Source organism: Legionella sp. km772 (genome assembly GCF_003989735.1).
Classification (GTDB): domain Bacteria; phylum Pseudomonadota; class Gammaproteobacteria; order Legionellales; family Legionellaceae; genus Legionella.
The window spans coordinates 1-25,414 of record NZ_RZGQ01000006.1 but is presented as its reverse complement, the minus strand read 5'-3'; the positions used below and the strand labels follow the sequence as shown (position 1 = coordinate 25,414).

Sequence of the window (25,414 nt, the reverse complement as noted above, 5' to 3'; positions counted from 1 at the left end):
TTAAGAAAGTAATTGATATGCCAGCTTTTTTTTTAGGCTTGAGCAGTGAGGAACACTTGCACAATGGCACGACCTCAGTCAAAATGACACTCTTAAGCTTTGACATTAAAAATAAGAATATTATGGAGAAGGTAATGCGAAATTATTTAGTAAAAGCGGCTGTAGCGGGTTGCGTATGTTTGTTATCGGCTTGCCATACTACAACCACAAGTTCTAATCCTATGGCCAATGTATTTAGTTTCTCGCCTCCTTCAGCAGAAGCTAATTTAGCGCAATCAGTGCAAAACGCCTTAATCCAAAGTGGAGATCCTGTGATTGGACAAGTGCGTGTACAAACCACTCAAAACCTCGTTATTTTAAGCGGCTATGTTAAGAAGATTCGTCAAAGTGATGTCGCAGAACAAATTGCCCGTAAAGTTCCCGGTGTGAAAAATGTAGATAACCGTATTATTGTCCGTCGTTAAATTTGCAGCAAGCGGGTTGTTTACAATAGTTTCTACCATGCAAACAGCCTGCGCTAATACTTCTTTGACACGCTCTTAGAGGGATAACAATCAGTAGTTAAAGCAAGCATACTCGCAATAATCTACACTTAATTCATGTTAGCTTGCAGAGTTTTCGCTTATGAATAATATAAAGTTGATCCTATCCTCCTTCCTCTTGTATTCGATAAGTTTTGCCGCGAATACAGATTTAGCTTTACCCCCTAATGCAGTTAAGGTGACTAAAGTAAATAATCCTAATTGTGTTGAGTATTATAATTACAAAGGAACCTTATATTGTAGCTTAATGACTATTGATAATAAGCCAATGGACCCTAAGCTCTTGGCTTATGAAAAACAAAAAATTACCTTTGATAACCGGGTGTGGAAAGCAGTTTGGGGTGAGCATAAAGACGCCATCACCACCATTGAATACTTGCCTATGGGGCAGAATATTAATCATTGGAACGAATTAATTACCAGCCAATTTATCCCTGGTTTAGAAGAGGTAAGTGCAAAAGAATTTGCCAATCGTTTTTTAAGCAACTTGAAAAAAACCGGGGTACTTTATAAATCTAATTTTATTGATAAACAACCAAAGATGGTCATTTTTGAGTATCAAGTAATGCAACCGAAAAATCTACAACAAGATGAATTGCAAAAAATTGTGAAAGGTTCCGACGGTATCTATGTTCTTCATTATGCCACTAAGAAAAGCGATATGGGATCCAAAAATCGGCAAAAATGGCTCACTTTATTAAAAAATAGTACCTTAAAAAATTAATCTATCTAAGTCTTTCCCGGTATGGAACAGAGTCAGTTAACTACGTATTGACAATTTTTCTTGTTTCTCCTTACAATATTTTTGGCTAAATTGAATTAGCCAAAAAGTTTACTTTTAAATTAATTTACAAGGGAATTAAATGAACAAATTACAATTAACTGGCGCTGCTCTTGCAGTAGGTGCTGCTGCTCTATTTTCTATTGCTCCAGCTATGGCTGCTGATGCTGCTACTGATGCACAGGTTAAGTGCATAGGTGGTAATGCATGTAAAGGTAAAAGCATGTGTAAAACTGCTGACAACGCTTGCAAAGGTCAAAACTCTTGCAAAGGCAAAGGTATGGCTGAAATGTCTGCTGATGATTGTACAAAAGCTGGCGGTAAAGTTGCTGATGATAAGGCAAGCTAATTATTGATCCTAACTGGGCCTAAATAATTTAGGCCTAGTTTTAAAACTAAGGCTTATATGGATGTAGCAAACAATAATTCCCTTCTCTCTAAAATGTCTTTTCTTGGTTTTGGTTTAGGTCTGCGTCCTGATTATTACGAAGAAATTTTAGCGACTAAACCTGACATTGATTGGTTTGAAATCCTCAGCGAAAATTATATGGTTCCGGGTGGAAAACCTCTTTATTATCTCGATAAAATTCGTGCAGAGTACCCACTGGTCATGCATGGGGTTTCTTTATCTATAGGAAGTACCGATCCTTTTGATCGCGAGTATCTTGATCAGCTAGCCCATTTGGCGAAACGCCTTGAACCACAATGGATCTCTGATCATTTATGTTGGACCGGAGTCAAAGGGGTTAATGCCCATGATTTGTTGCCCATTCCCTATACTTATGAAGCGGTGCAGCACATTGTTTCCCGGATTCAGCAAGTGCAGGATTTTTTAGGGCGGCCTCTTCTAATTGAAAACGTATCAAGTTACTTAAGCTATCAACAGTCCGAAATGAGTGAGTGGGACTTTATTATTGAAATTGTCCGCCAAGCGGGTTGTTATATTTTACTTGATGTCAATAACGTCTATGTTAGTTCAGTCAATCACCAATTCAATCCCTTAGAATATATTCATGCCATGCCAGCATCGCGAGTTGCGCAAATTCATTTGGCTGGTCATTCCAATCATGGCAATTATATTATTGACACGCACGATGCCCCTATTGCTAAAGAGGTTTGGGATTTGTATGCAGCTACCTTAAACCATTTAGGGCCGGTGTCTACCATGGTTGAGCGGGATGATAATATGCCGCCGCTGGCAGAATTACTTGCAGAGTTAGAACAGGCGAAGCATATTGCCAAGCAGGTATTGGCCGAAGAGGTGGTTCATGAGTGAATTAAGCCAGTTACAGCAGCAATTTCAGCAATTTATTTTAGCGGGTAAACCAGACATTATGCCCTCGGTACTTTCTACTAAAGACTTTAGTGCCGAGAAACGTCTAGGTATTTATCGTGATGCTTACCAATTACGTTTAATTGAATGTTTAACGACTACCTTTCCTGCTTTACACAGTTATTTAGGCACCGAAGAATTTCAAAAAATGTGTCGCTGTTTTATTGACGCCCATCCCTCTTACTATCGTTCCATTCGTTGGTATGGCGATCTATTATCTGTTTTTTTAAAAAATTATTACGATAAAGCGTATTCTTTTTTAGCAGAGCTTGCTGATTTTGAATGGAAGATGACTTTAGCCTTTGACGCTGAAGATACTAAGCGGGTGAGTATTGAAGAAATGGCAGCTCTCGCTCCTGAGGCCTGGGTAAATCTTTCCTTTATTGTACATCCTTCCGTTCAAAGGCCTAATTATTTTTGGAATGCTCTACCTCTTTGGAAAGCCTTAGTTGATGATAAGGAATTACCTAACTTAGTTGAAGATACGGCGGCTAGGGCGTGGCTTTTATGGCGTTCCGCTGATTATGTTATTCAATATTATAGTCTGGGGAAAGAAGAAGCTTGGATGATGGATGGGATGTTAAAGGGCTTGTCGTTTTCGGCTTTATGTGAAGGTTTATGCGAGTGGATTGCCGTTGATAAGGTGGCAATGACCGCCGCGGGTTTTTTAAAAAGCTGGATCACTAAAGGTATTTTGGCCGAATTAAAAGTGGCATAAAACCTGCATATAAAAATAAAACTAAAAATAAGGGACTATTATGTTAATAAATCCTCTTACCGCAGCAATGGGCGCAATTGAATTATTTAGCGATCTTACCTCACATCATGCTAAAAAAGACAAAGAGAAAGACCCGCTTACTCAACTAACGAGCCCTGATAGTTATAATGTCAACCATATGTCGTTTAATGATTTAAACGCGATGACTTTGACCTTAATGGAGCAAGGGAAGCTCTCGTCAGAAGATGGCCAGAATTTTTTTAAGCAAATAAATTCCATTCAGCAAACTTCGGGCATTCCTAAAGATCAGAAAATTGATATGATTCAAATGTATCAACAGCAAATTCAAAATTTGGGCCCTAATGCCGGAGCCAAAGATTTAGTAAGTCTTGAGCGTTCTTTAGATTTTCTTAGTGGCATAAAAGCTAGAGCGGGTGCAACTATTCCCCAATTTGTTTAAGTTTGTTTTCCAATTTGGTGGACTTGATAAATTTATTATTGGCAAAAAAAAAACTCCAGCAGATGCTGGAGTTTCACCAATCTCAATTAACCTTACATATTGGTAGAGGATAAAGTAGGGGCTTTAGGAGCTTTTAACTCTTGGGTTTCAGTTACGAGAGCAGTTAACGCTCCTTTAATAACTGGGTCTGCCTTCTCAACTTCGTTCCATCTGGGGTAGGTCTCTAAAGCAGGGGCAAGTTCATCATAAGATTTCTTACCTTCAATGATATCAATAAGCACATCAGCAACTTTCGACTTATGGACATAAACCTCTTCACCCATTAAGTGCATAACGGATTGCAGATAAGTTCGCACTTTAAAGGCTAATTGATCTTCAGCACTTTCACTTTTTGGTTTTAGGCTTAGTACGTTAGCAACTTTAGAGTTAGGGCCTCTATCATCCATTTCAGTAAAGAAGCTGTGGCGAGTAATTTTCGAACCTTCTTGCTCTCTAGTGTGGGCAATTTCTGCACCTAAACCACGCGATCCGTTTTCTTCTACCCAAGCTAACCATTTTTCTAATTCGGGTGAGGCAGTTTTAATCCACTCAAAAATATGGCTTAAAGCAGGACCTGGGTCTTGTTCTACACTGACCATACCAGATATTTCCGATTGCATGCTTATTACTTGCGCAAAGAGTTCTGGAGAAAAGCGGCTTTCTACGGATTTTTTACTTTTTTCTGAAATCATGGAAAATTGCTCGCTAGATTCTTCTACCGTTATTCTTCCATTATTTAAGTGTTTCATCGCATTATAAAGACGCAAGGCTTTACGGAAATCTTCAGGTCTTAATTCTCCTAACATTGCATCATCAATACTACGACAACGGTTGGTTAATGCTTCAGCAAAGAGTTTAAATTCAACCTCATCATCCTAAGTCATCATCTGGTCAATGGCATTGTTGTATTGTTCACTGGGGCTACCACTTCGTACAGAGGAGGTGGGACTGCCGCTTTTGGAGTGAGTACCTTCGACATCTAATGATACATAAGACGAATACTCATCATCTTCGCTTACTTCATAATCATCAGGAGGCCAATATCCTTTAGTAGCATGGAAATCATTAGAAAAGTTAACTACGCTGTTAAACTCATTGAAAGCAGCAATAAATTTAACATATCGTGCTGCCGGGTATAAGGCTTCCATTTGTGCAATTCTAAGAATGGCGTCAGCTGATTTAAATTCGCTGCCTGCGGCTCTTTCCATGGTATCTTTTAGGACCTCGCGAGTAAAATGTCCTACTACCCCAATGGCTTTTGCCTCTGTCATTAACTTTTCATAAGCTTGTCTTACATTAGGCTGAGCAACACCTATCTTGGCGCAATAGTTATCGAGGGCTTTCTCTCTTTGCTCATCATCCATTGCGTCTAATAATTCATTAAAGAGAACCGAGCGTTTAGTGTGGTTTACTATAGGATAGTGTTTATTATAACGCGGATCTAATTCATATTCGGCCCAATACATTTTATACTTACCGATTATTGAATCCACTTCACTTTGCTCAGGAATGAATTCTTTACCATAGGTTTGGTTATAAAAGGCTCTTAAGTGTTCTTCTACTTCTTTAGGAGTAATTGGGCGGTCTTCTTTTAAACGATAATGGTTGTGGTTATAGTCAGACTCACCTCGATGCGAGTGCATTTTTTTCAGATGGTAGGCATTACTTCCCCGGTAATAAGTTTCACAACCGTGCTCTACGTTTTGATGAGCAATCGCCGCTGTATTAAATACTTTATCACGCCAGGTTTGATGGGTCTCATCTTTACCAGCGCGAAAAGACCAAGTGATTACCGAACCTTTAACCATAAATTGAATTGAGGTAGGTTCAGTGCGTCCAGTATCCCAAATCTCAAACACTTTGCCATCGGTTAAACGAAAATCATGCAGTTCGCGCTTATCATTACCTTTTTCCTTGACATACTCAGCTCTTAATTCTGCAAGTAATTTTTTATAGCCTTCAGAGTCTTCTTTATCATAGAGGGCTTGTAAACGACGGGCCGCATCGGTATCAGCACGAGAAGTCCATATTTTTGGTTGTTGCATCGTCCTCAAATCTACTATAAATGGCATTATGTTCTCCTAAGATTCAGTTTGTGCAGTTGTTCTAATAGTCTAGTTTAGTCTATTTTTAGATTAATTTTACACAAATAAGCTTAATACTTGCTTAAGAAGTCAAAATATATTCACTATTGTTAAAAAAAGTATTCTAATGAGGGAGTTTTGATAAAATATATGGGATGATATGTTGAGCAGTTAGCGTATATGATGTACAATTTTAAATAGTCATTTAATAAAGTGAGCACATATGCCTAGAGACTCGGAACCGACCTATAGTAATTTAAGAGCTGCTCAAACTGCTGGTAGTGCCTCCTCCTCTACTGCGACATCGGCCTCTTTCTCTAGTACTTCCTCCGCAACTTCTGCGGTAGACCCCAAGCCACAACCGCTAGATGTGCGTGAGTTGGTTTCATTAGGTCTGGTGGAGTCCGCAGCGGCTATGAGTCATACAGTAGACAGAGTCAGATTTCCAGATTCAACTACCGTTTGGTACCGCAAAGAAATTGAAACACCGGTTAAAGCACGAAGGGAATGGTTAGCACAGGAGTTTTTACGGTTAATTATTCCTAATCAAACTGAAACCCGTCTGGGTTATAAGCCTGAAAGCAATGTTTATTTCATTCTTTCTAAAGAAGTACCTGGTTTTCGCCCCCTACCTTTGCATGAGCCAAGCAAATTTACTGATGGAACTTATACCGGCCTGGGCCATGCTATCACGGGTGCTTATTTTATTCATGAAGCCGATTTAAAAAACGGCAACATAGGCCTTAACAAAGATAATGTAGTCTTTAAAATTGATGGGGATTGGTCTTTTGCTTCAATGCGCAGCGGAGGTCAATTCCCTAAAATTAGTGGAGCTATTGCCGCCGCACAAATTAACCGTCTTCCTTTTCCTATGACCTATAAAGCTTATAATTGGCTGGATATTTTTATTGAAGGAAGCCTTGCTAGTGAAAGTGAGATCGTTTCTTCGGACATCACCAGTAATGCACAATTTCAGCAGGAAAAATTTGAAACCCTTTTTAAACTATTATTAATCCCTGATAATTATTTTAGCAAATTTGTGGATGCCTTTATGCCCGCTGGTGCTAAAGAATACAGTGATTTTTTAATTGAACGACGCACTACTTTACTCAAACATGCTCTAAGAATTGACGGTTTTGCTAAGTATATCAATGATAATAAAGCTAAGTTAGCAGAAATGGCAGAAAGCTTCCAAAAGCAAATGAAGAATTTTGTTGTTCAAGGAAATTATCACGTCTTAAAAGACTCAGAGCATACGCGGTTTACTAACCATGCAAAGGTCCAGTTCCACCAAGTCTTAGCAACCTTCAATCTGCCCCCAAGCTATTCGGAAGTGGAAATTGCCGCAGCCGGTGGTGGAGAGAGTGCAGTAGCCCCCACAGCGGATGATCTAAAAGATAGGTTAGCTGATAGCTATAGCGAACCGAGCAACCACTCTGCAGAGGTTACCTCAGGTAGTGTGCCTATCATCAACTCCTCCATTCATGGATTCTTTGCCTCTAAAATAATTAGTTCAAGGCAGGACTTTGCCGAAAAAGAAGAATCTAAAGAATCTAAAGAGCCCTCGGACACTGAGGCGCCCTCAGGACCGTATAGATAAATTTTCAAACCCTCCGCAAAAAAATGATTCTGTCTTAGCAAGACAATCCGCATTGAACTGCCTTGAAAGTCGGTCTTGAGTGCTTCGCTACGGCCCGCTAAAAACAACAGTAGTTACTTTATATGCTAAATCTGAACTTTTCAGGCCTAGGCCTTGGCTAAGTTTAATTTCGCTCTTTGATTCTTGCACTTCTTCTTTTATACTCGTCTTTCTACAACATAAGGATATGTTATGTTAAATCCCAGAGAGGTTAAAACTATTGCGGATGCCAAACGCATTATCGAAGAGAAACAATTAACTCATGTGAAAGTAGGGGTTTTCGATATTGATGGGGTGCTCCTTGGCAAATATATGGCGCGCGAAAAGTTTTTTAGCGCTTTGGAGCAGGGTTTTGCTTTTTGCGATGTGATCCTCGGTTGGGATTTAAAAGATCGCTTATATGATAATGCACAATACACTGGCTGGCATACGGGCTACCCTGATGCGCAGGTGAGAATTATCCCTGCAAGTTGCCGCGATTTATATTTAGAAAATACTTTATTGTTTTTAGGCGAGTTTTCAGGCGCGGCCGAAGCCATTTGTCCTCGTGCTTTATTAAATCGTGTCATCCACAAAGCAGGTCAGCTGGGTTTTGAGGTGTTTGCAGCCTTAGAATATGAATTTTTTGTATTTGATGAAACACCGCAAAGCGTGCGAGAAAAAGGCTTTCGTAATCTTAAAACCTTTACTCCTGATAATTTTGGTTATTCCATTATCCGTAATACCGTTCACGCTGAATTATATCACCAAATTTTAGCCATGGGCGAGCGGATGGATTTTCCTATTGAAGGTTTGCATACTGAAACCGGCCCTGGAGTTTTAGAAGCCGCTCTCCTTTTCGATGAAGCCCAGGCTGCGGCGGATAAAGCGGCTTTATTTAAAACCTTTATGAAGGTACTAGCCCAGCGTAATAATAAAATGGCCACTTTTATGGCTAAGTGGTCTTTAAATTACCCCGGTCAAAGTGGGCATATCCACTTATCACTGCGGCACAAAGAAAACGGCCGTTCAGCCTTTTATGAAGCGGGTCAACCCCATAATATGAGCGCAATTCAGCGGCATTTTTTAGCCGGGCAGCAGCGTTTAATGCCAGAGTTTTTAGCTCTGTTTTCCCCGACCATTAATAGTTATACCCGACTTATCCCCGGGGCGTGGGCGCCTACAGTTGCCACTTGGGGGGTTGAAAATCGAACTACTGCCTTAAGGCTTATCCCTGGAACTGAAAAAAGTCAACGCATTGAATATCGTTTAGGTTCTGCTGATGCTAATCCCTATCTTGCGTTAGCCGCAGCCATTGGCTCAGGATTATACGGCATAGAACAGCAATTAGAACCGGAAGCTGAAGTTAGAGGCAATTCTTATACTCAAGAGCATCCTAAGGAATTGCACTTACCGAGCACTTTATGGGATGCAGCCCAAAATTTACGCAGCTCTAAAGCGGCGCATGAGCTATTTGGCGCGGATTTCGTTAATCATTTCGCCGCCACGCGTGAATGGGAAGAGCGGGAATTTAGAAAGCATATTACTGATTGGGAACTCGATCGCTATTTTGAAATCATTTAAATAAGGGATTTAGCATGATGCCAACCTTAAAAACCTATTCTCCTATTGATAATTCTTTATATGTAGAACGGAGCTACGCTAAGCCTGACAAGATTGAACTGGCGGTGAGCAAAGCAAAACAAGCTCAAGAGCGGTGGAAATTATCTTCCCTAACTACCCGGGAAAAAGCTTGTCAGGCTGCTGTGGATTTTTTAGTCGCTCATAAAGACATTTTAGGTGAAGAATTAAGCTGGCAAATGGGACGTCCAATTCGGTATGCAAAAAATGAACTAAGAGGGCTTGAAGAGCGGGCTCGTTATATGATTGAGCAGGCGCGAGATTCTTTAGCAGACGTGCATCTTCCTGAGAAATTACGCTTTACTCGTTATATAAAACGTGAGCCACTGGGTTTAGTTTTTGTCATTGCGCCGTGGAACTACCCCTATCTAACCGCGGTAAATACCATTATACCTGCGATTATGGCCGGGAATTGCGTCCTCTTGAAACACTCAGCACAAACGCCTTTAGTAGCTGAACGTTTTGCCGAAGCATTCAAGGCGGCGGATCTGCCGGCGGGGGTATTTCAGTATTTACATCTAACTCATGAGCAAACTAAATGTTGTATCCAGTCTTCTTCGGTGGATGCTGTATGCTTTACCGGTTCTGTAACCGCGGGTGTTGAAATTGAACAGTCAGCAGCGGGACGTTTTATTCCTATTGGACTTGAGCTAGGCGGTAAAGATCCTGCCTATATTAGGGCTGATGCTAATTTAGATGAGGCGGTTGCCCTTGCTATTGATGGGGCTTTTTTTAATTCTGGCCAATCCTGTTGTGGCATTGAGCGTATTTATGTTCATGTCTCGATTTATGATGCATTCATTCGGAAAGCAGTCGATTTAGTAAAACAATATCAATTAGGGCGTTCAGACGATCCTAACACTACTTTAGGTCCAATGGTACGTGCCTCAGCTGCTGATTTTGTGCGCGAACAAATCAAAGAAGCAGTAGAAATGGGGGCAAGGGCACATATAAATCCGCATGACTTTCCCATGGATAAACCAGGGAGCCCTTATTTAGCCCCACAAGTATTAACCCAAGTGAACCATAACATGCGGATCATGTGGGAAGAATCTTTTGGCCCCGTAGTCGGTATTATGCCTGTTGCCAATGATGAGGAAGCAATAGAGTTAATGAATGATAGTGACTATGGTTTAACTGCGGCAGTATTTACTAAGGACCTTGCCGCTGGGGTCGCAATCGGTGAGCGATTGAATACCGGCACGTTTTTTATTAATCGTTGTGATTATTTGGATCCTGCCTTAGCATGGACGGGTATAAAGAAATCAGGTCGTGGCTGTAGTTTATCAACCTTAGGGTATGATTATTTGACTCGCCCTAAGTCCTTCCATATAAAAATGGATGATTGAGTGCCAAGCTAATCATCCTAGGGATTGCTCGACCGAATACGGGCAAGCACCAGCCTAAACTTGGCATTGAGGAATGGTCAACCTTACAATAGCTGGGATTTATCCTGAATAAACGTCTTAGCGGCTTATTTGCTTATTCTCTAATTTTGAACTAACACTAGTATATGGATGGGTGATATGAATAAAACTACTCTAACTACCAATTGGAATTATCCTACTCGAATACGGGTGGGTGCGGGGCGCGTCAATGAATTGTCAGACCTTTGTCACGAATTGGGTATTAAAGCGCCGTTAATTATTACTGATCCCGGCTTAGCCGGTTCTTTATTAATAGGTCGCTTAGTGCACCTATGCCAGCAGGCCGAATTACAAGTGGGTATCTTCTCCCAAATCCAAGCCAATCCTACCGAGCGAAACGTTTTAGAGGGGGTACACGCATATCAGCTTGGTCTTCATGATGGTGTTATTGCTTGTGGCGGAGGTTCTAGTTTAGACGTTGCCAAAACAGTTGCCCTAATGGTTGGACAAGAGCTGCCGCTTTGGGAGTTTGAAGATATTGGCAGCAATTGGCAGAAAGTCCGGGTGGAGACAATGGCTCCTGTGATTGCTATTCCTACCACTGCAGGTACTGGTTCAGAGGTTGGACGTGCAGCAGTAATTACTGATACAGCGCAACAAGTTAAAAAAATTATTTTTCATCCGAACATGTTACCTAAACTAGTTATTCTAGATCCTGAATTAACTTGTAGTTTGCCTCCTAAACTCACGGCGGCAACGGGAATGGATGCCTTATCCCACTGTCTTGAAGCTTATTGCGCGCCTGCTTATCATCCGATGGCAGAAGCTATTGCTTTAGAGGGAATCCGCTTAATTAAAGAAAATTTAATTGCTGCCTATAATGACGGAGCTAATATAGAGGCACGTACACATATGCTCGTCGCTTCCGGCATGGGGGCCACAGCGTTTCAACGTGGTTTAGGAGCGATGCATGCTCTCGCTCATCCTTTGGGGGCCTTGTATGATGCTCACCATGGACGTCTTAATGCTATTTTAATGCCTTATGTGTTGTTGGCTAATCGTGCGGCAATTGAAGAGAAAATTATTCGACTGGCAACTTATTTAACTATTTCTAATGGTTTCGATGGTTTTATGGATTGGATTTTACAATTAAGAATGGAATTAGGGATCGAATCTTGCTTAGCTCATATAGGGATTAATCAGGAACACGTCGATAAGATTGCAAAAATGGCAACAGAAGATGCTGCTTCGGGTTCTAATCCTATTTTATTTACGCAAGAAGAATATAAAAATATTTTAATTGCGGCTATTGGAGATTCCCAATACCCGCGCTAGTACTTGCTCTTAAATAAGCAATAGGGGGTAAGATGAATTTAGGTATTTTACAGTGTGATACAGTAAGAGAAGAATTTGCCTCTCATGGCCAACATTCAGAGCGATTTGCTACACTTTTGAAACCGATTTATCCCTCCATTTGCTTTACTGTTTTTGATGCAGAACACGGCGAATTGCCTAAGGATATTCATGCAGCAGATGCTTATTTAATTACGGGTAGCCGTCATAGCGTTAATGATAATTTTCCCTGGATAGGCGAGCTTGAAGACTTTGTTCGTAGTTTATATCAGGCTCATATAAAACTCATTGGTATATGTTTTGGGCATCAACTTATTGCTAAAGCCCTAGGCGGCAAAGTCGTTAAGTGGCCCCATGGTTGGGGGGTGGGAATGTCGCAAAATAAAATTAATCAATTCAAAAACTGGATGCAGCCTAACCAAAATAAATTTAATTTATTAGTGAGTCATCAAGATCAGGTGTTAGAGTTGCCTAAAGAAGCGGAAATTTTAGCCAGCAGTGAGTTTTGTCCTTATTATATGACCCAAATTGGTTCACATGTCCTTACCGTCCAAGGGCATCCGGAATTTACCAAAGCCTATTCGCAAGCGTTAATGGACTACCGTAAATCAATACTGGGTGAAGAGTTATTCCAACGAGGCCTTGAATCCTTAAAATTGCCGGAAGATGATGCTTTAATTGCCCAATGGATTGTTAATTTTCTTCAGGAACACTAAAGGGTTTCATACACAGTACTCCGCCTGCTTCGCTGCTCTACTTAAGCCGGATGGTGGCTTCTTTTACCCAAATAAGCTAAGACAGCAGGAAGCAGAGAAACGCCGATTATTCCATAGATTACCACGGTAAAATGTTCTTTAACAAAAGGTAGAGAACCTAAGAAATAACCCAAACCAAGCAAACTTCCTATCCATAAAATAGCGCTAGAACAATTATATAAGAAAAAGCGAACCAGATGCATTTTTGCTATGCCAGCAATAAAGGGTGCGAAGGTACGGATAATAGGAAGAAAACGTGCGAAAATCAGTGTTTTTCCACCGTGTTGCTTATAAAATTGATGAGCATGGTCTAGATGTTTTTTATTTAATAACCAAGAATCTTTAGCCGTAAATACGCGAGGACCAACCAGCCTACCGACCATAAAATTGATCTGATTTCCCAAAATGGAGGCTAGACTTAGAAGTAGGAATAAATAAATACTATTCAATGAATTCCCCGGTTGGGCGGCAATGCTTCCTGCGGCAAATAAGAGCGAATCTCCTGGTAGAAAGGGAGTAATAATCAAACCAGTCTCGCAAAAAATAATTAGAAATAATAGCAAATAAGTCCAGAACCCATAACTGCTTACAAAAGTGTTTAGATAGACATCTATATGTAAAATGTAATCAATGAAAGAAGAGAACAAGCTCATATTATTTTTAACCCATCCGAGATTAATAAGGCAAGCGATACACTAACATAATCTTAAAATAGAGCAAATGAAATAAAAGTTCTCGCTAAAATATAAAACACATCGTAGAATCACCCAGTTAATTATAGCAGTTTGAATAGGCAAATTGCGCGTTTTTTGGTATGGCCGCCTTAGTTATGTGAAACTAAATTCTTTAGTGTGGCATTCTATACCTTAAATCTAAACGTTTACCCCTGACTGCTAATGCTCGGAGAGTGTAATGAGTTTTTTAAAAAAACTATATGTGCAAGTGTTTATCGGTTTATTTCTTGGTATTTTAGTGGGCTATGTCTATCCTGAATTAGCGGTTCAATTTAAAATTTTATCCGATATTTTTATTAAAATAATAAAAATGCTTATTGCCCCCATCATTTTTCTCACCTTAGTTTCTGGGATTGCGGCGATGAATGACATGCGCCAGATCAGCAAATTGGCGGGCAGTGCACTAGTCTTTTTCATGATCACTACTACCTTTGCTTTAATCATTGGCTTGCTTGCTGCTGATTATTTTAAACCTGGGATGGGGCTAAATATTAATCCCGGCTCGTTGAACATGGAAGTCGCTAGCACCTATTTAGGTAAGGCTGCTCCGATTAGTAATGTTGCTGATTTGTTTCTTAATATGATTCCTCATACCTTCATCAGTGCTTTTGTGGATGGCGATATGCTGCAAGTCATTTTTGTTTCTATTCTATTCGCAATTGGTTTAATTCTCTTAGGTCCCACCAACAAACCTATTGTAGATGGGATGCAAAAATTAGCTACGGTCTTTTTTAAAATAATTCATTTGGTGATGTATTTGGCTCCCGTGGCAACTTTTGCCGCTATGGCCTTTAGTGTCGGTAAATTTGGAATAGCGCCCTTATTTAGCTTAATGGGTTTGTTACTATGTTATTACTTAACTTGTATTGCATTTATCGTGCTTATCTTAGGCTCTATTTTATATGGCTATTGTCAAATTAATATTATTCATTTACTGCGTTATTTAAAAGAAGAGTTAATTATTGTGTGGGGTACTGCCTCCTCTGAAACAGTTTTACCCTTACTGATGGAAAAGTTAGAACAATTAGGTTGTGAGAAATCAGTAGTTGGCTTAGTTTTGCCCCTAGGATATTCTTTCAATTTAGCGGGGACAGCTATTTATCTAACTATGGCTGCTTTATTTATTGCTCAGGCTACAAACACGCCTCTTACTATTTGGCATGAATTATTTCTTTTAGGAGTAATGATTATTAGTTCTAAGGGGGCTGCGGGTGTTTCTGGTAGCGGTTTTATCGTCTTAGCAAGCTCTTTAGCAACCATTGGTTATATCCCGGTTGCTGGTGTGGTGTTGGTCTTGGGTATCGATAAATTCATGAATGAAGGAAGGGCGATTATTAATATGATTGGTAACGCGATTGCAACGATTCTCATTTCTGCATGGCAAAAATCTTTGGACTATGAGCGTATACAAAAAGAACTTAATGGCGAAAAATTTGCGTCGAAAACATCGAGTTTAGTGGAGTCTTAAGAAGGGGTAAGTAAGGTCGAGCCAAAGGCGCGACCTATCTTATTAATTCTCTAATTTGGTGCCATAGAGCCTATCGCCTGCATCACCTAAACCGGGTATTACATAGCCATGACTATCAAGGGCTTCATCAATGGCCGCTGTAAATATAGGCACATCAGGGTGCTCCTGATGAAAAGCGGCAATTCCTTCTGGCGCAGCTAAAAGACAAAGAAACTTAATCGATTTAGGATTAAATGCCTTTATTTCGTGCACCGCTGCAATGGCAGAATTTCCTGTTGCAAGCATAGGATCAACTACGATGACATCCCGATCATGAGTATGTTCTGGTAATTTAAAATAATATTCGATAGCTTCTAGCGTCTTGGGATCGCGATATAAACCAATATGGCCGATGCGGGCGCTAGGAACCAATTGCAACATGCCTTCAACAAGCCCATTTCCTGCTCTTAAGATTGAAACAAAAACTAATTTTTTTCCCTTTAAAACAGGGGAGCGCATAGTGGCTAGAGGGGTTTGAATTTCTTCGTACTCTATCTCTAGATCGCGCGTAACTTCATAGGCCAAAAGCATGCTTATTTCGTTCATTAAGGTACGAAATTTAACAGTGCTCGTATCATGTTTGCGCATAATCGTCAGTTTATGTTGCAATAAAGGGTGAGTGATTACTTCAACTTGTTTCTGTTCCATATTTAAGTCCTTGTTAAAACACAGTGCCATCACTGATAATTTGCAGCGGAGGTGTACCACCCTCTCTTTTTTGCTTTGCGATCTGTCGGCCAGCTTCCCAGGTCCCCCCTTGCAGAATTTTTGCAAGCGGAAGACTTAGGGCGTCTTTATGGAGTTGTTGACGAATTAACTGGGCTAATTCATCGAGGAGGGCGACCGTTAATGCCCGCCATTCCACAATTAACTCAGAACTCGGTTCATGAGCTTGTGTCAGCATCGCCTCATCTTTTAAAGATAATAAACCTGTATCAATCAAAAGTCCGCCATTGCGGTATTCCGGCAACCCGGTGAGCTTATCAATATCCTGCACTTGAATACCGGTCTGTTCTAAAGGTTCAATTAAGGAATAACTTAGCCATTGTGATAATTTATGGAAAGGCATAAATTCAGAACCTGCTTGCTCCGTTTTTAAGGCACTATGAATCCATACATCCCCTAAGGAGGTACCCTCATAGCTTAAACGTTGAGGCCAAATACGGTTAAATGCTTTTAAAACTGCCTCAAATAAGTTTATAGCCGATAAACTATGCTCTTTCGCTAAAGAAAGCACGTAGCTATAAAAATCCCCTAAACGGCCTTGTTCACCAAAACAGGCTTGTTGGGTTTTTACAATTCTTCCTAAATGATTTAATAACGCAACTCGCCCCTTCAAGCCTTCCAAAGGATTATCTTGAGTCACTTGAAAGGCTTTGCTTAAGTCAGTTTCAGTAAATTCTATTAGCTTTTGGGCATCCACTCGGAAGGGTTCATTCGCCATTGAGCTTAGCATGCCGCTTTGATATAACTTTAAGCTGGCTAAGGCCAAGCCTTCAGAGCGAGTGTAATATTGTTGACTTTCTTCCTCCCAATATCGCCACCGTGCACCTGCACCCGCATCAAGAAAGACGCTAATAATGACTAGTTCATATAAGATTTTTCCCTGATCTTTGGCGGGAAGATGGCTGAGCGTGGCCATCATTTTGCTGATGCGATCTAGGCCACCTACTTCAAAATGACGCCACCTACTATGATAAGGAATATCAAGAGTAGGATAGTTTTTAGTAATAACGTCCATGATGAACGACGCAGTAGGGGCCATCTTTTCTTGGTGTAAAGAAAAATAATTCAATTTATCTTCTTTTGCTAAAGCTAAGAGTTGATGAGCGCGTGAGCGGATGGTCTCTAAATTATTTAAACGTGCTAAAACATTATTCATGGAGATCGCGCCCCTTGACTGCAGCAAGCTCATTGATATCTAAGATGCGATCCGGTGAATAATAGCCGGCAGCGCGTTTTGCATCCATTTCGACATTGGCATCGGGGGGGATTAGCTCATCGGGGATTTTAATGCGTTCCACCACCTCAATTCCCGAGCGTATCAATGCATCGTATTTCATGTTAGACATTGAAACAAAGCGATGAATCTTAGTAATACCTAACCAATGCAGAATATCAGACATTAATTCTTGAAAACGCATGTCTTGTACTCCGGCTACGCACTCCGTGCGTTCGAAGTATTTGGCAGCCGTATCCCCGCCTTGTTGACGTTTGCGGGCATTGTATACTAGGAATTTAGTCACTTCACCTAAAGCACGGCCTTCTTTCCGGTTATACACAATTAAACCTGTACCTCCACGTTGGGCTGATTCAATGCAAAGCTCAATGCCATGGGTTAGATAAGGGCGACAAGTACAAATATCCGAACCGAACACATCAGAGCCATTACATTCATCATGGATTCGACAAGTTAATTCCACATTTGGGTCATGAATCTTGGTGACATCACCAAAGAAGTATGCGGTTAATCCCCCAATAGGCGGTAAAAAAACATCCAAATCACTACGAGTAACTAATTCAGGGAACATTCCGGCGGTTTGCTCAAAAAGCGTTCTTCTTAAGCGCGACTCAGAAATTTGAAAGCGTTCAGCAATTCCCGGGAGATACCATACGGGCTCAATGGCTGCTTTCGTTACCACTACATCCCCGCTTTCACTTAAAATTTTTCCATCAGGCTTTAGACGGCCTTTTTGCATGGCTGTATGTAATTCTGGAATATTAATATGCGCTCTTGTTACCGCAATAGTCGGGCGGATATCGTAGCCCGCATGAATCTCATCAGCATAAACTGAAGCCACTAAATGTCCCCAGGGATCCATCGATACAATTTTACCTGGTTCACTCCATTGAGGATGCGGCCCAATATCAACAGGGGGAGTAGTATTGGTTAAATCAGGAACATGTTCTGCATCGAGTACTCCGGCTGCCACTGCAAGAGCTCGATAAACCGAATATGAGCCCGAATGAGTGCCAATCACATTCCGGTTTCTAATATTAGTTAGTGAGGCAATTACAGGACCACGCTCTTTAGGGTGTTCGGCATTCCATTTGATTTTATAATGCGCTGCGGTATGGCCTGCTGGGTGAGAGGTTAAAACAATATGACTTTTAGATTTTTTCTTAGACTCATCGTGTGTCATTTCATAGTCCTTTTAATTTCTAGCAAGAAAATCGTCTATCTTGCTCAGTTTGAGCCTTATCATAGCAGAAGAGATGCATCGGTTGAAGATGAAAATAGACTTAAGTAGCAGGAAAATAGCAGAAGTTAAGGCTAAGATCAGGCAATAGTTAGGTTGCAAAGCGTGATGTGCTGGGGGTGCGTACCCCTTTAAAACTCCATCATCTGGGTGGACCTTAAGTTTGGAAAAAAAAATAAAACAAAAAATCAACACTTGCTTTATTTAATATTCATCAAACTTCATCTATCCTATGTATAGAGTTTAGTGGTTAGTAGGAATAGAGATTAAGGATGAGTGCAGTAGAAAAACGGTTAACCATTGGTTGTGTGGTCGGTACTCGACCCGAAGTCATAAAAATGGCCCCTATTATTTTTCAACTCCAACAATGTCACTGGGCTAAGGTTATTGTAATTAATACAGCCCAACATCGTAGTCTGCTGGATGGCATGTTAACTCTTTTTAACATAAGCCCGGATGTTGATCTTAATAGTATGACCGAGAATCAAACCTTGGGTAGTCTAACCGGAAATTTATGTATTAAATTAGAGGCTCTGGTACAACAGTACCCATTTGATGCTTTATTAGCAATTGGGGACACCACGACAGTCTTTGTAGCTTCTTTGATTTCCTTTTATAACCGTATCCCCTTTGGGCATATTGAAGCAGGCTTGCGGACCTATAATATTAAGGAGCCTTTTCCCGAAGAGGTGAACCGAGTTTTAACGGCTCCTTTATCTGAATGGCATTTTGCCCCTACTAAAATAGAAAAAGAAAATTTGATGCGGGAAAATATTCCAGCATCTAAAATCCTCATTACCGGAAATTCGGTGATAGATGCCCTCCAGTGGGTATTAAAAAATACTCCCGATCCTGGTGTTTTATTAGAATTAGATAACATTGTAATTGTGACGGCCCACCGAAGGGAAAATTTCGGTAAAAACATGCGCAATATTTGCCATGCGATCATCGAATTATCGGAAAAATTAGAGCATATTAATTTTGTATTTCCTGTGCATCCAAACCCTAATGTACAAAAGGATATCTTATTTTTATTAAATAAACGGCCGCGCATCCATTTATTGTACCCTCTGCGCTATGATGAATTTACCCATTTAATGAACCGTTCTTTACTCATTCTGACCGATTCAGGTGGTATTCAAGAAGAAGCGCCTGCTTTAGGGAAACCGGTGGTGGTTTTAAGAAATACTACCGAGCGTCCTGAGATTGTCACCGCAGGGGTAGGGGTACTCGTGGGGACAGACTCTGAACAGATTATAAAAACAGTATATCATTTACTTACCGATAAAAGAGCATATGAACAAATGGCTAAAGGAGTCTCTCCTTATGGCGATGGTTTAGCCTCACAGCGGATCGTAGAATGTTTGGCGCGCGATCTCTTCGCAAAGCTAGGTTCTTTTTTATAAAGAAGACAACATCTTCCTTACTACACAGGATATTGAACAAATACTATGAACAATAAACGAGTTTTAATTTCGGGGGCGAGTATTGCAGGCCCCGCATTAGCGTACTGGCTAAATCATTATGGTTTTGAAGTAACTATTGTTGAGCAAGCCGATAGCTTAAGGCTGGGTGGCTATAAAATTGATATCCGCGGCAAAGCAGTTGAGGTAATGAAAAAAATGGCCCTTTACCAAGAAGCTTGTCGGTTTAAAGTGGTACAGCTTAGTGGCTCAGTCCTAAATGAACAAGGTGAACTCATTGATCAAATCCCTGCTGAGTTAATGGGAATGCATGTGGGGGATGATATAGAATTATTAAGAGGGGAGCTGAGCCGTATTCTTTATCATGCTACGAACAAGCAGTGTCAGTATTTGTTTAGCACATCAATTAAAGCGCTTGAGCAACATGCGCAAGGGATGAAGGTTGAGTTTAATAATGGCCCAGAACAAGATTTTGATCTTTTAGTTGGCGCAGATGGTATTCATTCCAATGTGCGTCATTTAGTTTTTGGTAATGAAGCACAATTTTCACATAACTTGGGTGACTATTATGCGGCCATTTGCTCTATAGAAACTGATTTAAATTTGAACCGACACGAATTTTTCTACTCCCAAATTGATAAATTATTAAATCTTTATTGTACCCCGGGAGCCGCTGCTAAAGCCTTGTTTGTTTTTCGTGCCCCCAATCTGACTTTTAAGCATCGAGATCTCGAACAGCAAAAAGCGATTGTATCCCGAATTTATGCTGATGCGGCGTGGGAAGTGCCGCACCTTGTAAAATCTATGCAGCAGTCTTCTGAGTTCTACTTTGACGAAGTCAAACAAATTCGTATGCCCCAGTGGTATAAAGAACGAACCATACTTATTGGGGATGCCGCCTTTAGCCCTTGCCTGGCTTCAGGTCAAGGTACAAGCCTAGCCTTAGTAGCAGCTTATGTACTTGCCAAAGAATTAGCGCAGGCTAAGGGTGACTATGCTAGCGCTTTTCCTCAATATGAAAAAGAAATGCGCTCTTTTGTCGATTTAAATCAAAAGCTCGGCGAGACGATCATTGAGTTTATGGTTCCTAAAGCGGTAGTTGAACCCTGGTTGGGGGAGTCTATGCTAGATATGATCCGGTCGGCCTCTCAAGGGATTGAGCTTAAGTAAGGCTCTGCTCAGTCTTATGCACTTGGATCTAATAAAACGAATTCAGTTTTAAGAGGCAGGGTGCGGTTAATGATTTTTTCAATAAGTAATTCATTAGTAGGATCATTTAAACCTAAAACAAGACGCTTAGATTGAGGCTCAAAATTAATAAGATGTACGTGATGTTCGGTTAACCAGCGCAAGGTTCTTTTGCTTAAGGTATGCTCAGGCAGGGTAATATCCTTTAGTTGGCTTTGGGGGAAGAGGGGTAAATTATATTGCTCAGAGAGTAATTGCACCAGTTTTTGTGGGGTGAGGAGCTTTAAGCGCTCTAAAACCTCACCTAAACGTTCTCCTGTTTTTTGTTGTTCTAAAATAGCTTGCTCTAATTCCTGTTTAGTGATGACATTATTTTTAAGCAACAGATCACCAATTTTAACTTTATAGGGGGTTAGGATATGACTGCCTGGAAAATGATGATCCGTTTTATCCCAGGCTGGTTGCGTGGGTTGAGTACTATTTTGCGGTGTTTTTGGGGTTTCATAATATACTTTATAAGCACGAATTAAGGCGTGGAGATTAAGCACATTACCATAAAAAGCCCGTGGAATTGAAAGTAGGGCCGGGATCCAGCTATGGTAAACTCGTTTTACTGCAATCATGCGTTGGAGCATGCGTTCAAGCATAATAATGGTCACCGCAACGATAAGCCACCAAACCCAGGGGTTATTATTTAATTCTTCCTGTAAAGAGGGGTATTGGGGGGAGCTAAAAGTTAAAAGAGAGTATAAAAGCCAAAATAGGAAGACAAAATAACCAAAACCATTAATAAAATGAGTTAAAAATGCTTTGCGATCATGGGCGAGGGTAAATTTAATCCGCCACTCTTTCGGCCATTGGGTGTGCTGCCATTCTTGAAATACAATTCCTATGATCCAACGCGCTTTTTGGCGGACTGCTTTTTTATATTCCATCGGAAATAAGGCGCGGGTGGCGATGTATTCTCGGGTAGGCTTTTGTACATAACCTTTGCGGAAAAAGCTACGTCTTTGCCATTTCATCTTAGTGATGTATTGAGAAACGAAGATTTGTTTGAGCTTATGCACGCGAATTGCCAAAGAGGTCCGGTAATCTTCTGTTAATGAATTAGTCGCAAAAGGGGCTTTGGTTTCCGGATCCTCAAGTACATGTAAGGCGTGGCGAGAGAAGGCAGTTCCTACTCCTGCCGAGGGTACATGCCCCTGAATCGATTCACGCACAATAATGTCTTTAGTGTGGTTTTCGGAAAACTCATCTGCATAAAGCCAATGGGTAAAATTTTTATAAGGAACTTGAAGTGGAAAAACCGGAATTTGAATCATCTCTTTACGAGGAATCAGGTAGTTATATAATTTGAGTGACAAAGGGTGAATAATATCTTCGGAGTCTTGGAACACAAAAATATTAAAGGGCTGGTCTAAGGTTTTTTCAAACTCGCGCACATAGTCATAAACACCGTTCAAATTGGCGGCTTTGTTGGTGGGGCCTGGAGTTTTTCCGATGACGCATTGGACGTTTTTAATGGTTTTGGCAACTTCCTGCACCTCATTAACGGTAGCAGGATCATTAGGATAGACCCCGACAAAAATATAATAATTAGTGTAATCAATGGAATAGCAGTTATGCCTTAGCATGGTTCCAATAACCCCCGCTTCATGCCAACAGGGGACGAGAATAGCAATCATCTGTTCTTCTTTCTTGGCTAACTGCTCATAACTTAAAGGCTCAAACTTACGAGTTCGCCACAGGCGAATTAAGTACCGGGTCCAATAATAAACATCAAAAAATAAGTCATCTAAGCCGGATATAATAAACAATACGGCCAAAATGGTAAGAAAATACCAAAAGAGGAAAAAAAGACTGAGTACGAGTTCATTAGCCATTAGAGTTTTGTATAAAAGAATAATTGAACTAAGTTATTAATATAGTATTTTCCATAAGGATTAGTACTATTTCCTACCGGTAAATACATGCCATTGATGTGTTCATACCGCAGTTCTATTTTATAGCGATTAGAGGGTATAAAGCCAATTCCGGGTCCCACTTCCGCAATATTGTTAAAAAAGTCACGGTTTGTGTCTTCTATTACGCGTCCTGAAAGATAAACATTGAGCATGGTGCTATGGTATTGCCACAAGCGCAATCCCTGGTGTGTCTTTACCGTTGCAATAATATTATTTTTATAACGGGAAAAATAAGTCACATCACCATATACGGTGCTGTAATACTTCGCATTGGCTGTAATGTGCTCGAAATAGGCGGGTTTTGCTCCAAATTCATTGTAATACATAAGACCAGCCCTGACATCATTGCGCCATCTATTCCTATCTCTATAGACTAGATCATAAGCTCTGCCTGCTTCAAAAAAACCTACGAGAGGTATCGCCGCAAAGGGTGTTATTTGCTCACCAACTCCCAAGATTTGCACATTATCCTCATAAATTTGCGGAACTTGGCCTGCATTTTCGGATTTATTATCTTGAGTTCGACGAAAGACAAAATAAGTTTTGGATTGCCAGCGATTATCATGCTCAATCCCTAAACGGCCTACCAAGGGTCGAACCGTTATCCCAAAACGACTTTGTGAGAAGGGGTCGAAAAATACTTCACTGAAGTAGGGAGGGGGGAGGACTTTGGTTTGTAAGCCTGAGAGATTAGTCATCGCGTTTTGCGCCCGTAAGGCTAATTGTTTGTCAGCAGCCCGGGTCGCTAAATTAAAATAATGATAAGCCCAATATTTGTCAGTACTAATGGTTTTCATTCCATTAGGCTCATCATAAAGATAGCCTAATTGCATCGCTAAATCAGGTTGGTAACAAAGTTCATAGGCTCTACTAAAATAGCGGATAGCATCATTTCGCTGTTTTAGATCAATTGCTAAAAAGCCAGCTTCTTTCAAGGCGGTCAGATTATTGGGGTATTGAGTAATAATTTGTTGGATTAATTCCCAGGCCGCTTGTTTATTGTGTTTTTTAAGCAGGTAGAATTGGTCTAGTAGTAAACTATCATGAGTTTTAGGTATTTGTGTTAATGCTAGCTTAGATGGGGAGGGCTGGCTCGAGTTTACTACAGCATAGCCTTTTGCTGCAGCTCTCTTTATTTTTAGATCTTGCGCGGTCATGGCAAGTAGGAAAAATTGGGCGGCTTCGGATTCTTGTTTGTCGCTGGCATAGAGATAAGCCAGTTGTAAGGCAAGCTCGGGATTAGGTTTTAAGGCATAAGCCTTTAAAAAATGGCTTATAGCTTGCTTGTTTTCCTTCCTTTGTAGGGATAAATACCCCATTTCTAAGGGAATAGCGGTATTGTCGGCGGTGAGTGTGTCTAATAGGCTTAATAATTGAGCTGCTTTTTCTGGTTCATTGTGTTGAATAGTATAAAAGTAATTAAGGAGGATAGTGGTGAGTCCTGAGGCCTGTGGTTGCTCCTCTGTGCTTATAGAGCTCACTAGTGCTTTATGTTGATAAAAGGGAAGATAAGAGTCCATTTGGCTTAATAGAGTTTGTGCCTTTAATTTATAATCCCAGTTAGTTCCTTTTTTTAATTCATCCAATAGCTGTTGGGCTTTATCCCAGTTGCCCTCCTCATAATAAAGAGAAGCTAATTCGAAGGTATAAGCTTGCTCTTCTGGTTTTAGCTGGTGTAATTGGGCTAATAGGGGTTTAGCTTGCGCTAAGTGATGCTGTTGCAGATAAATCTGGCTCAGCTCTTCCAAGGCTTGTACATGATTTTTATCTTGTTGTAAGAGGATAAGTAGGGCATTGTTTGCTGCTTCTGGATTTGATTGGCGTAGTAAATAATAGCGATTCATTAACACTTCTGGATCTCGATGAAGGCGATGAGCGGCTTCACGAGCGTGTAAAAAAAGAACAATAACAATTATTGATACCACACTAAGAATAATTATGGATTTACGAGGCTTAAACATATAAGTATGTTCATATCCTTATTTTACTTATTTGTTGTTCAAGAAGTAGAAATGAATAGTTAATTAGGATTAACTTACTAATTAATTTCTGTTTTTGCAAGAACTTAGTAGGAAGTACCTAAGATTAATAGAATATAAGGTTAACACCAAGCAAATAACTTGAGTCTACGTTTGAAATAAAGGCCATTTCTCGGTAAGATAATTTTTTTATTAATCAAGGTGATGCTTAATGACGACCTTATTGGCCTGCTTATTGATTATGCTTATTTTGCCTTACTTAGCCAAATTACCTTTGGGCTATGCAATGAATAAACTAGGGGGTTATGACAATAATCAACCCCGGGAACAGCAAGCTAAATTAACCGGTTTTGGGGCGCGAGCCTTAGCAGCCCATCAAAATAGTTTTGAAGCCCTTAGTGTATTTGCTACGGCTATTCTTGCCGCTATTGCTACTCAGCACAGCAGTTTAGTCATTCAAATTTTAGCCATCATTTATGTCATTTCGCGAGTGGCTTATCACGTTTTATATCTAATGGATTTAGCGAGTTTACGCTCCCTCACTTGGTTTATTGGTTATATTTGTTGTCTGCTTATTTTAATTCAATGTTTTTATTAATTTATCACTAGGCAACGTCCCTGAAGTTTTTATAGACAAGATTTTATTTTGAATTGGTCACAGATTTTTTAATTTCACTTCGATCTACCCCCTCTCCCGCGATAGGAACTTTGATAGTATGATGATGCC

General features: G+C 40.4%; 23 protein-coding genes. 15 read left to right on the top strand and 8 right to left on the bottom strand.

Features of this window, described 5'->3' with window-relative positions:
- Window positions 1–17 precede the first annotated feature (17 nt).
- The 6 genes from ELY15_RS01545 (at window position 18) to ELY15_RS01520 (ending at window position 3,834) form a co-directional block, all read left to right on the top strand.
- The gene (locus ELY15_RS01545; protein WP_233586479.1) at window positions 18–464 is read left to right on the top strand and encodes a BON domain-containing protein; all 447 of its coding nucleotides are present in this window, start codon (window positions 18–20) and stop codon (window positions 462–464) included.
- Window positions 465–624: 160 nt separating this feature from the next.
- Window positions 625–1,266: a hypothetical protein gene (locus ELY15_RS01540; RefSeq protein ID WP_127097901.1), complete on the top strand. Its 642-nt coding sequence runs from the start codon at window positions 625–627 to the stop codon at window positions 1,264–1,266.
- Between the two features lie 139 nt (window positions 1,267–1,405).
- Window positions 1,406–1,672 carry a hypothetical protein gene (locus ELY15_RS01535; protein WP_127097900.1) on the top strand — a complete coding sequence of 89 codons (267 nt, stop codon included), beginning with the start codon at window positions 1,406–1,408 and terminating at the stop codon, window positions 1,670–1,672.
- Window positions 1,673–1,729: 57 nt separating this feature from the next.
- On the top strand, window positions 1,730–2,599 hold the full coding sequence (locus ELY15_RS01530; protein WP_127097899.1) for a DUF692 domain-containing protein: 870 nt from the start codon (window positions 1,730–1,732) through the stop codon (window positions 2,597–2,599).
- Window positions 2,592–3,374 carry a DUF2063 domain-containing protein gene (locus tag ELY15_RS01525; protein WP_127097898.1) on the top strand — a complete coding sequence of 261 codons (783 nt, stop codon included), beginning with the start codon at window positions 2,592–2,594 and terminating at the stop codon, window positions 3,372–3,374. The genes ELY15_RS01530 and ELY15_RS01525 overlap by 8 nt, the downstream gene beginning before the upstream one ends.
- 40 nt (window positions 3,375–3,414) lie before the next feature.
- Window positions 3,415–3,834, top strand: coding sequence for a hypothetical protein (locus ELY15_RS01520; RefSeq protein ID WP_127097897.1), 420 nt, complete (start codon window positions 3,415–3,417; stop codon window positions 3,832–3,834).
- A gap of 92 nt (window positions 3,835–3,926) precedes the next feature.
- Here the strand turns inward: ELY15_RS01520 and ELY15_RS01515 are convergent, their stop codons facing one another.
- Window positions 3,927–4,679, bottom strand: a complete 753-nt coding sequence (locus ELY15_RS01515; protein WP_127097896.1) for a hypothetical protein — start codon at window positions 4,677–4,679, stop codon at window positions 3,927–3,929.
- 69 nt (window positions 4,680–4,748) lie between these two features.
- On the bottom strand, window positions 4,749–5,945 hold the full coding sequence (locus ELY15_RS01510) for a hypothetical protein (protein WP_127097895.1): 1,197 nt from the start codon (window positions 5,943–5,945) through the stop codon (window positions 4,749–4,751).
- A 235-nt stretch (window positions 5,946–6,180) separates the two neighbouring features.
- Between ELY15_RS01510 and ELY15_RS01505 the strand changes: the two genes are divergently transcribed.
- The 5 genes from ELY15_RS01505 (at window position 6,181) to ELY15_RS01485 (ending at window position 12,652) form a co-directional block, all read left to right on the top strand.
- Window positions 6,181–7,557: a hypothetical protein gene (locus tag ELY15_RS01505; RefSeq protein WP_127097894.1), complete on the top strand. Its 1,377-nt coding sequence runs from the start codon at window positions 6,181–6,183 to the stop codon at window positions 7,555–7,557.
- A gap of 231 nt (window positions 7,558–7,788) precedes the next feature.
- Window positions 7,789–9,159 (top strand): glutamine synthetase family protein, encoded by a 1,371-nt coding sequence (locus ELY15_RS01500; protein WP_127097893.1) that lies wholly within the window; start codon window positions 7,789–7,791, stop codon window positions 9,157–9,159.
- 14 nt (window positions 9,160–9,173) lie between these two features.
- Window positions 9,174–10,565: an aldehyde dehydrogenase family protein gene (locus tag ELY15_RS01495; protein ID WP_127097892.1), complete on the top strand. Its 1,392-nt coding sequence runs from the start codon at window positions 9,174–9,176 to the stop codon at window positions 10,563–10,565.
- 177 nt (window positions 10,566–10,742) lie between these two features.
- Window positions 10,743–11,918, top strand: coding sequence for an iron-containing alcohol dehydrogenase (locus ELY15_RS01490; RefSeq protein WP_127097891.1), 1,176 nt, complete (start codon window positions 10,743–10,745; stop codon window positions 11,916–11,918).
- 32 nt (window positions 11,919–11,950) lie between these two features.
- Complete coding sequence (locus ELY15_RS01485) at window positions 11,951–12,652, top strand: GMP synthase (RefSeq protein ID WP_127097890.1); 702 nt, start codon at window positions 11,951–11,953, stop codon at window positions 12,650–12,652.
- 41 nt (window positions 12,653–12,693) lie between these two features.
- Here the strand turns inward: ELY15_RS01485 and ELY15_RS01480 are convergent, their stop codons facing one another.
- Entirely contained in the window at window positions 12,694–13,344 is a 651-nt protein-coding gene (locus tag ELY15_RS01480; RefSeq protein WP_127097889.1) for a DedA family protein, read from the bottom strand.
- 259 nt (window positions 13,345–13,603) lie between these two features.
- Between ELY15_RS01480 and dctA the strand changes: the two genes are divergently transcribed.
- Entirely contained in the window at window positions 13,604–14,893 is a 1,290-nt protein-coding gene (gene dctA / locus ELY15_RS01475) for a C4-dicarboxylate transporter DctA (protein ID WP_127097888.1), read from the top strand.
- Between the two features lie 42 nt (window positions 14,894–14,935).
- On the opposite strand, the gene upp is transcribed toward dctA, so the two are convergent.
- Genes upp through ELY15_RS01460 form a run of 3 tightly spaced genes read right to left on the bottom strand, consistent with a single transcriptional unit; the run spans window position 14,936 to window position 18,075 of the window.
- A complete protein-coding gene (gene upp, locus ELY15_RS01470) occupies window positions 14,936–15,580 on the bottom strand; it encodes a uracil phosphoribosyltransferase (RefSeq protein ID WP_127097887.1) in 645 nt (214 codons plus the stop codon).
- Between the two features lie 13 nt (window positions 15,581–15,593).
- Window positions 15,594–16,814: a URC4/urg3 family protein gene (locus ELY15_RS01465; protein ID WP_233586478.1), complete on the bottom strand. Its 1,221-nt coding sequence runs from the start codon at window positions 16,812–16,814 to the stop codon at window positions 15,594–15,596.
- Window positions 16,807–18,075, bottom strand: a complete 1,269-nt coding sequence (locus tag ELY15_RS01460) for a GTP cyclohydrolase II (RefSeq protein WP_127097885.1) — start codon at window positions 18,073–18,075, stop codon at window positions 16,807–16,809. Before ELY15_RS01460 ends, ELY15_RS01465 begins: the two co-directional genes overlap by 8 nt.
- 329 nt (window positions 18,076–18,404) lie before the next feature.
- Here ELY15_RS01460 and wecB point away from each other — a divergent pair, with 329 nt between their 5' ends.
- A complete protein-coding gene (gene wecB / locus ELY15_RS01455; RefSeq protein WP_127097884.1) occupies window positions 18,405–19,538 on the top strand; it encodes a non-hydrolyzing UDP-N-acetylglucosamine 2-epimerase in 1,134 nt (377 codons plus the stop codon).
- A gap of 45 nt (window positions 19,539–19,583) precedes the next feature.
- Entirely contained in the window at window positions 19,584–20,726 is a 1,143-nt protein-coding gene (locus ELY15_RS01450) for an FAD-dependent monooxygenase (protein WP_127097883.1), read from the top strand.
- 14 nt (window positions 20,727–20,740) lie between these two features.
- On the opposite strand, the gene ELY15_RS01445 is transcribed toward ELY15_RS01450, so the two are convergent.
- Window positions 20,741–22,627, bottom strand: coding sequence for a glycosyl transferase family protein (locus ELY15_RS01445; protein WP_127097882.1), 1,887 nt, complete (start codon window positions 22,625–22,627; stop codon window positions 20,741–20,743).
- Entirely contained in the window at window positions 22,627–24,669 is a 2,043-nt protein-coding gene (locus ELY15_RS01440; protein WP_127097881.1) for a tetratricopeptide repeat protein, read from the bottom strand. The genes ELY15_RS01445 and ELY15_RS01440 overlap by 1 nt, the downstream gene beginning before the upstream one ends.
- Window positions 24,670–24,898: 229 nt before the next feature.
- Here ELY15_RS01440 and ELY15_RS01435 point away from each other — a divergent pair, with 229 nt between their 5' ends.
- Window positions 24,899–25,285: an MAPEG family protein gene (locus ELY15_RS01435; RefSeq protein ID WP_127097880.1), complete on the top strand. Its 387-nt coding sequence runs from the start codon at window positions 24,899–24,901 to the stop codon at window positions 25,283–25,285.
- Window positions 25,286–25,414 lie beyond the last annotated feature (129 nt).

What these genes read in the sequence shown, in the direction of transcription:
- ELY15_RS01545 (WP_233586479.1), top strand. Translation starts at nt 18, where the DNA reads ATGCCAGCTTTTTTTTTAGGCTTGAGCAGTGAGGAACACTTGCACAAT.
- ELY15_RS01540 (WP_127097901.1), top strand. Translation starts at nt 625, where the DNA reads ATGAATAATATAAAGTTGATCCTATCCTCCTTCCTCTTGTATTCGATA.
- ELY15_RS01535 (WP_127097900.1), top strand. Translation starts at nt 1,406, where the DNA reads ATGAACAAATTACAATTAACTGGCGCTGCTCTTGCAGTAGGTGCTGCT.
- ELY15_RS01530 (WP_127097899.1), top strand. Translation starts at nt 1,730, where the DNA reads ATGGATGTAGCAAACAATAATTCCCTTCTCTCTAAAATGTCTTTTCTT.
- ELY15_RS01525 (WP_127097898.1), top strand. Translation starts at nt 2,592, where the DNA reads ATGAGTGAATTAAGCCAGTTACAGCAGCAATTTCAGCAATTTATTTTA.
- ELY15_RS01520 (WP_127097897.1), top strand. Translation starts at nt 3,415, where the DNA reads ATGTTAATAAATCCTCTTACCGCAGCAATGGGCGCAATTGAATTATTT.
- ELY15_RS01515 (WP_127097896.1), bottom strand. Translation starts at nt 4,679, where the DNA reads ATGTTAGGAGAATTAAGACCTGAAGATTTCCGTAAAGCCTTGCGTCTT.
- ELY15_RS01510 (WP_127097895.1), bottom strand. Translation starts at nt 5,945, where the DNA reads ATGCCATTTATAGTAGATTTGAGGACGATGCAACAACCAAAAATATGG.
- ELY15_RS01505 (WP_127097894.1), top strand. Translation starts at nt 6,181, where the DNA reads ATGCCTAGAGACTCGGAACCGACCTATAGTAATTTAAGAGCTGCTCAA.
- ELY15_RS01500 (WP_127097893.1), top strand. Translation starts at nt 7,789, where the DNA reads ATGTTAAATCCCAGAGAGGTTAAAACTATTGCGGATGCCAAACGCATT.
- ELY15_RS01495 (WP_127097892.1), top strand. Translation starts at nt 9,174, where the DNA reads ATGATGCCAACCTTAAAAACCTATTCTCCTATTGATAATTCTTTATAT.
- ELY15_RS01490 (WP_127097891.1), top strand. Translation starts at nt 10,743, where the DNA reads ATGAATAAAACTACTCTAACTACCAATTGGAATTATCCTACTCGAATA.
- ELY15_RS01485 (WP_127097890.1), top strand. Translation starts at nt 11,951, where the DNA reads ATGAATTTAGGTATTTTACAGTGTGATACAGTAAGAGAAGAATTTGCC.
- ELY15_RS01480 (WP_127097889.1), bottom strand. Translation starts at nt 13,344, where the DNA reads ATGAGCTTGTTCTCTTCTTTCATTGATTACATTTTACATATAGATGTC.
- dctA (WP_127097888.1), top strand. Translation starts at nt 13,604, where the DNA reads ATGAGTTTTTTAAAAAAACTATATGTGCAAGTGTTTATCGGTTTATTT.
- upp (WP_127097887.1), bottom strand. Translation starts at nt 15,580, where the DNA reads ATGGAACAGAAACAAGTTGAAGTAATCACTCACCCTTTATTGCAACAT.
- ELY15_RS01465 (WP_233586478.1), bottom strand. Translation starts at nt 16,814, where the DNA reads ATGAATAATGTTTTAGCACGTTTAAATAATTTAGAGACCATCCGCTCA.
- ELY15_RS01460 (WP_127097885.1), bottom strand. Translation starts at nt 18,075, where the DNA reads ATGACACACGATGAGTCTAAGAAAAAATCTAAAAGTCATATTGTTTTA.
- wecB (WP_127097884.1), top strand. Translation starts at nt 18,405, where the DNA reads ATGAGTGCAGTAGAAAAACGGTTAACCATTGGTTGTGTGGTCGGTACT.
- ELY15_RS01450 (WP_127097883.1), top strand. Translation starts at nt 19,584, where the DNA reads ATGAACAATAAACGAGTTTTAATTTCGGGGGCGAGTATTGCAGGCCCC.
- ELY15_RS01445 (WP_127097882.1), bottom strand. Translation starts at nt 22,627, where the DNA reads ATGGCTAATGAACTCGTACTCAGTCTTTTTTTCCTCTTTTGGTATTTT.
- ELY15_RS01440 (WP_127097881.1), bottom strand. Translation starts at nt 24,669, where the DNA reads ATGTTTAAGCCTCGTAAATCCATAATTATTCTTAGTGTGGTATCAATA.
- ELY15_RS01435 (WP_127097880.1), top strand. Translation starts at nt 24,899, where the DNA reads ATGACGACCTTATTGGCCTGCTTATTGATTATGCTTATTTTGCCTTAC.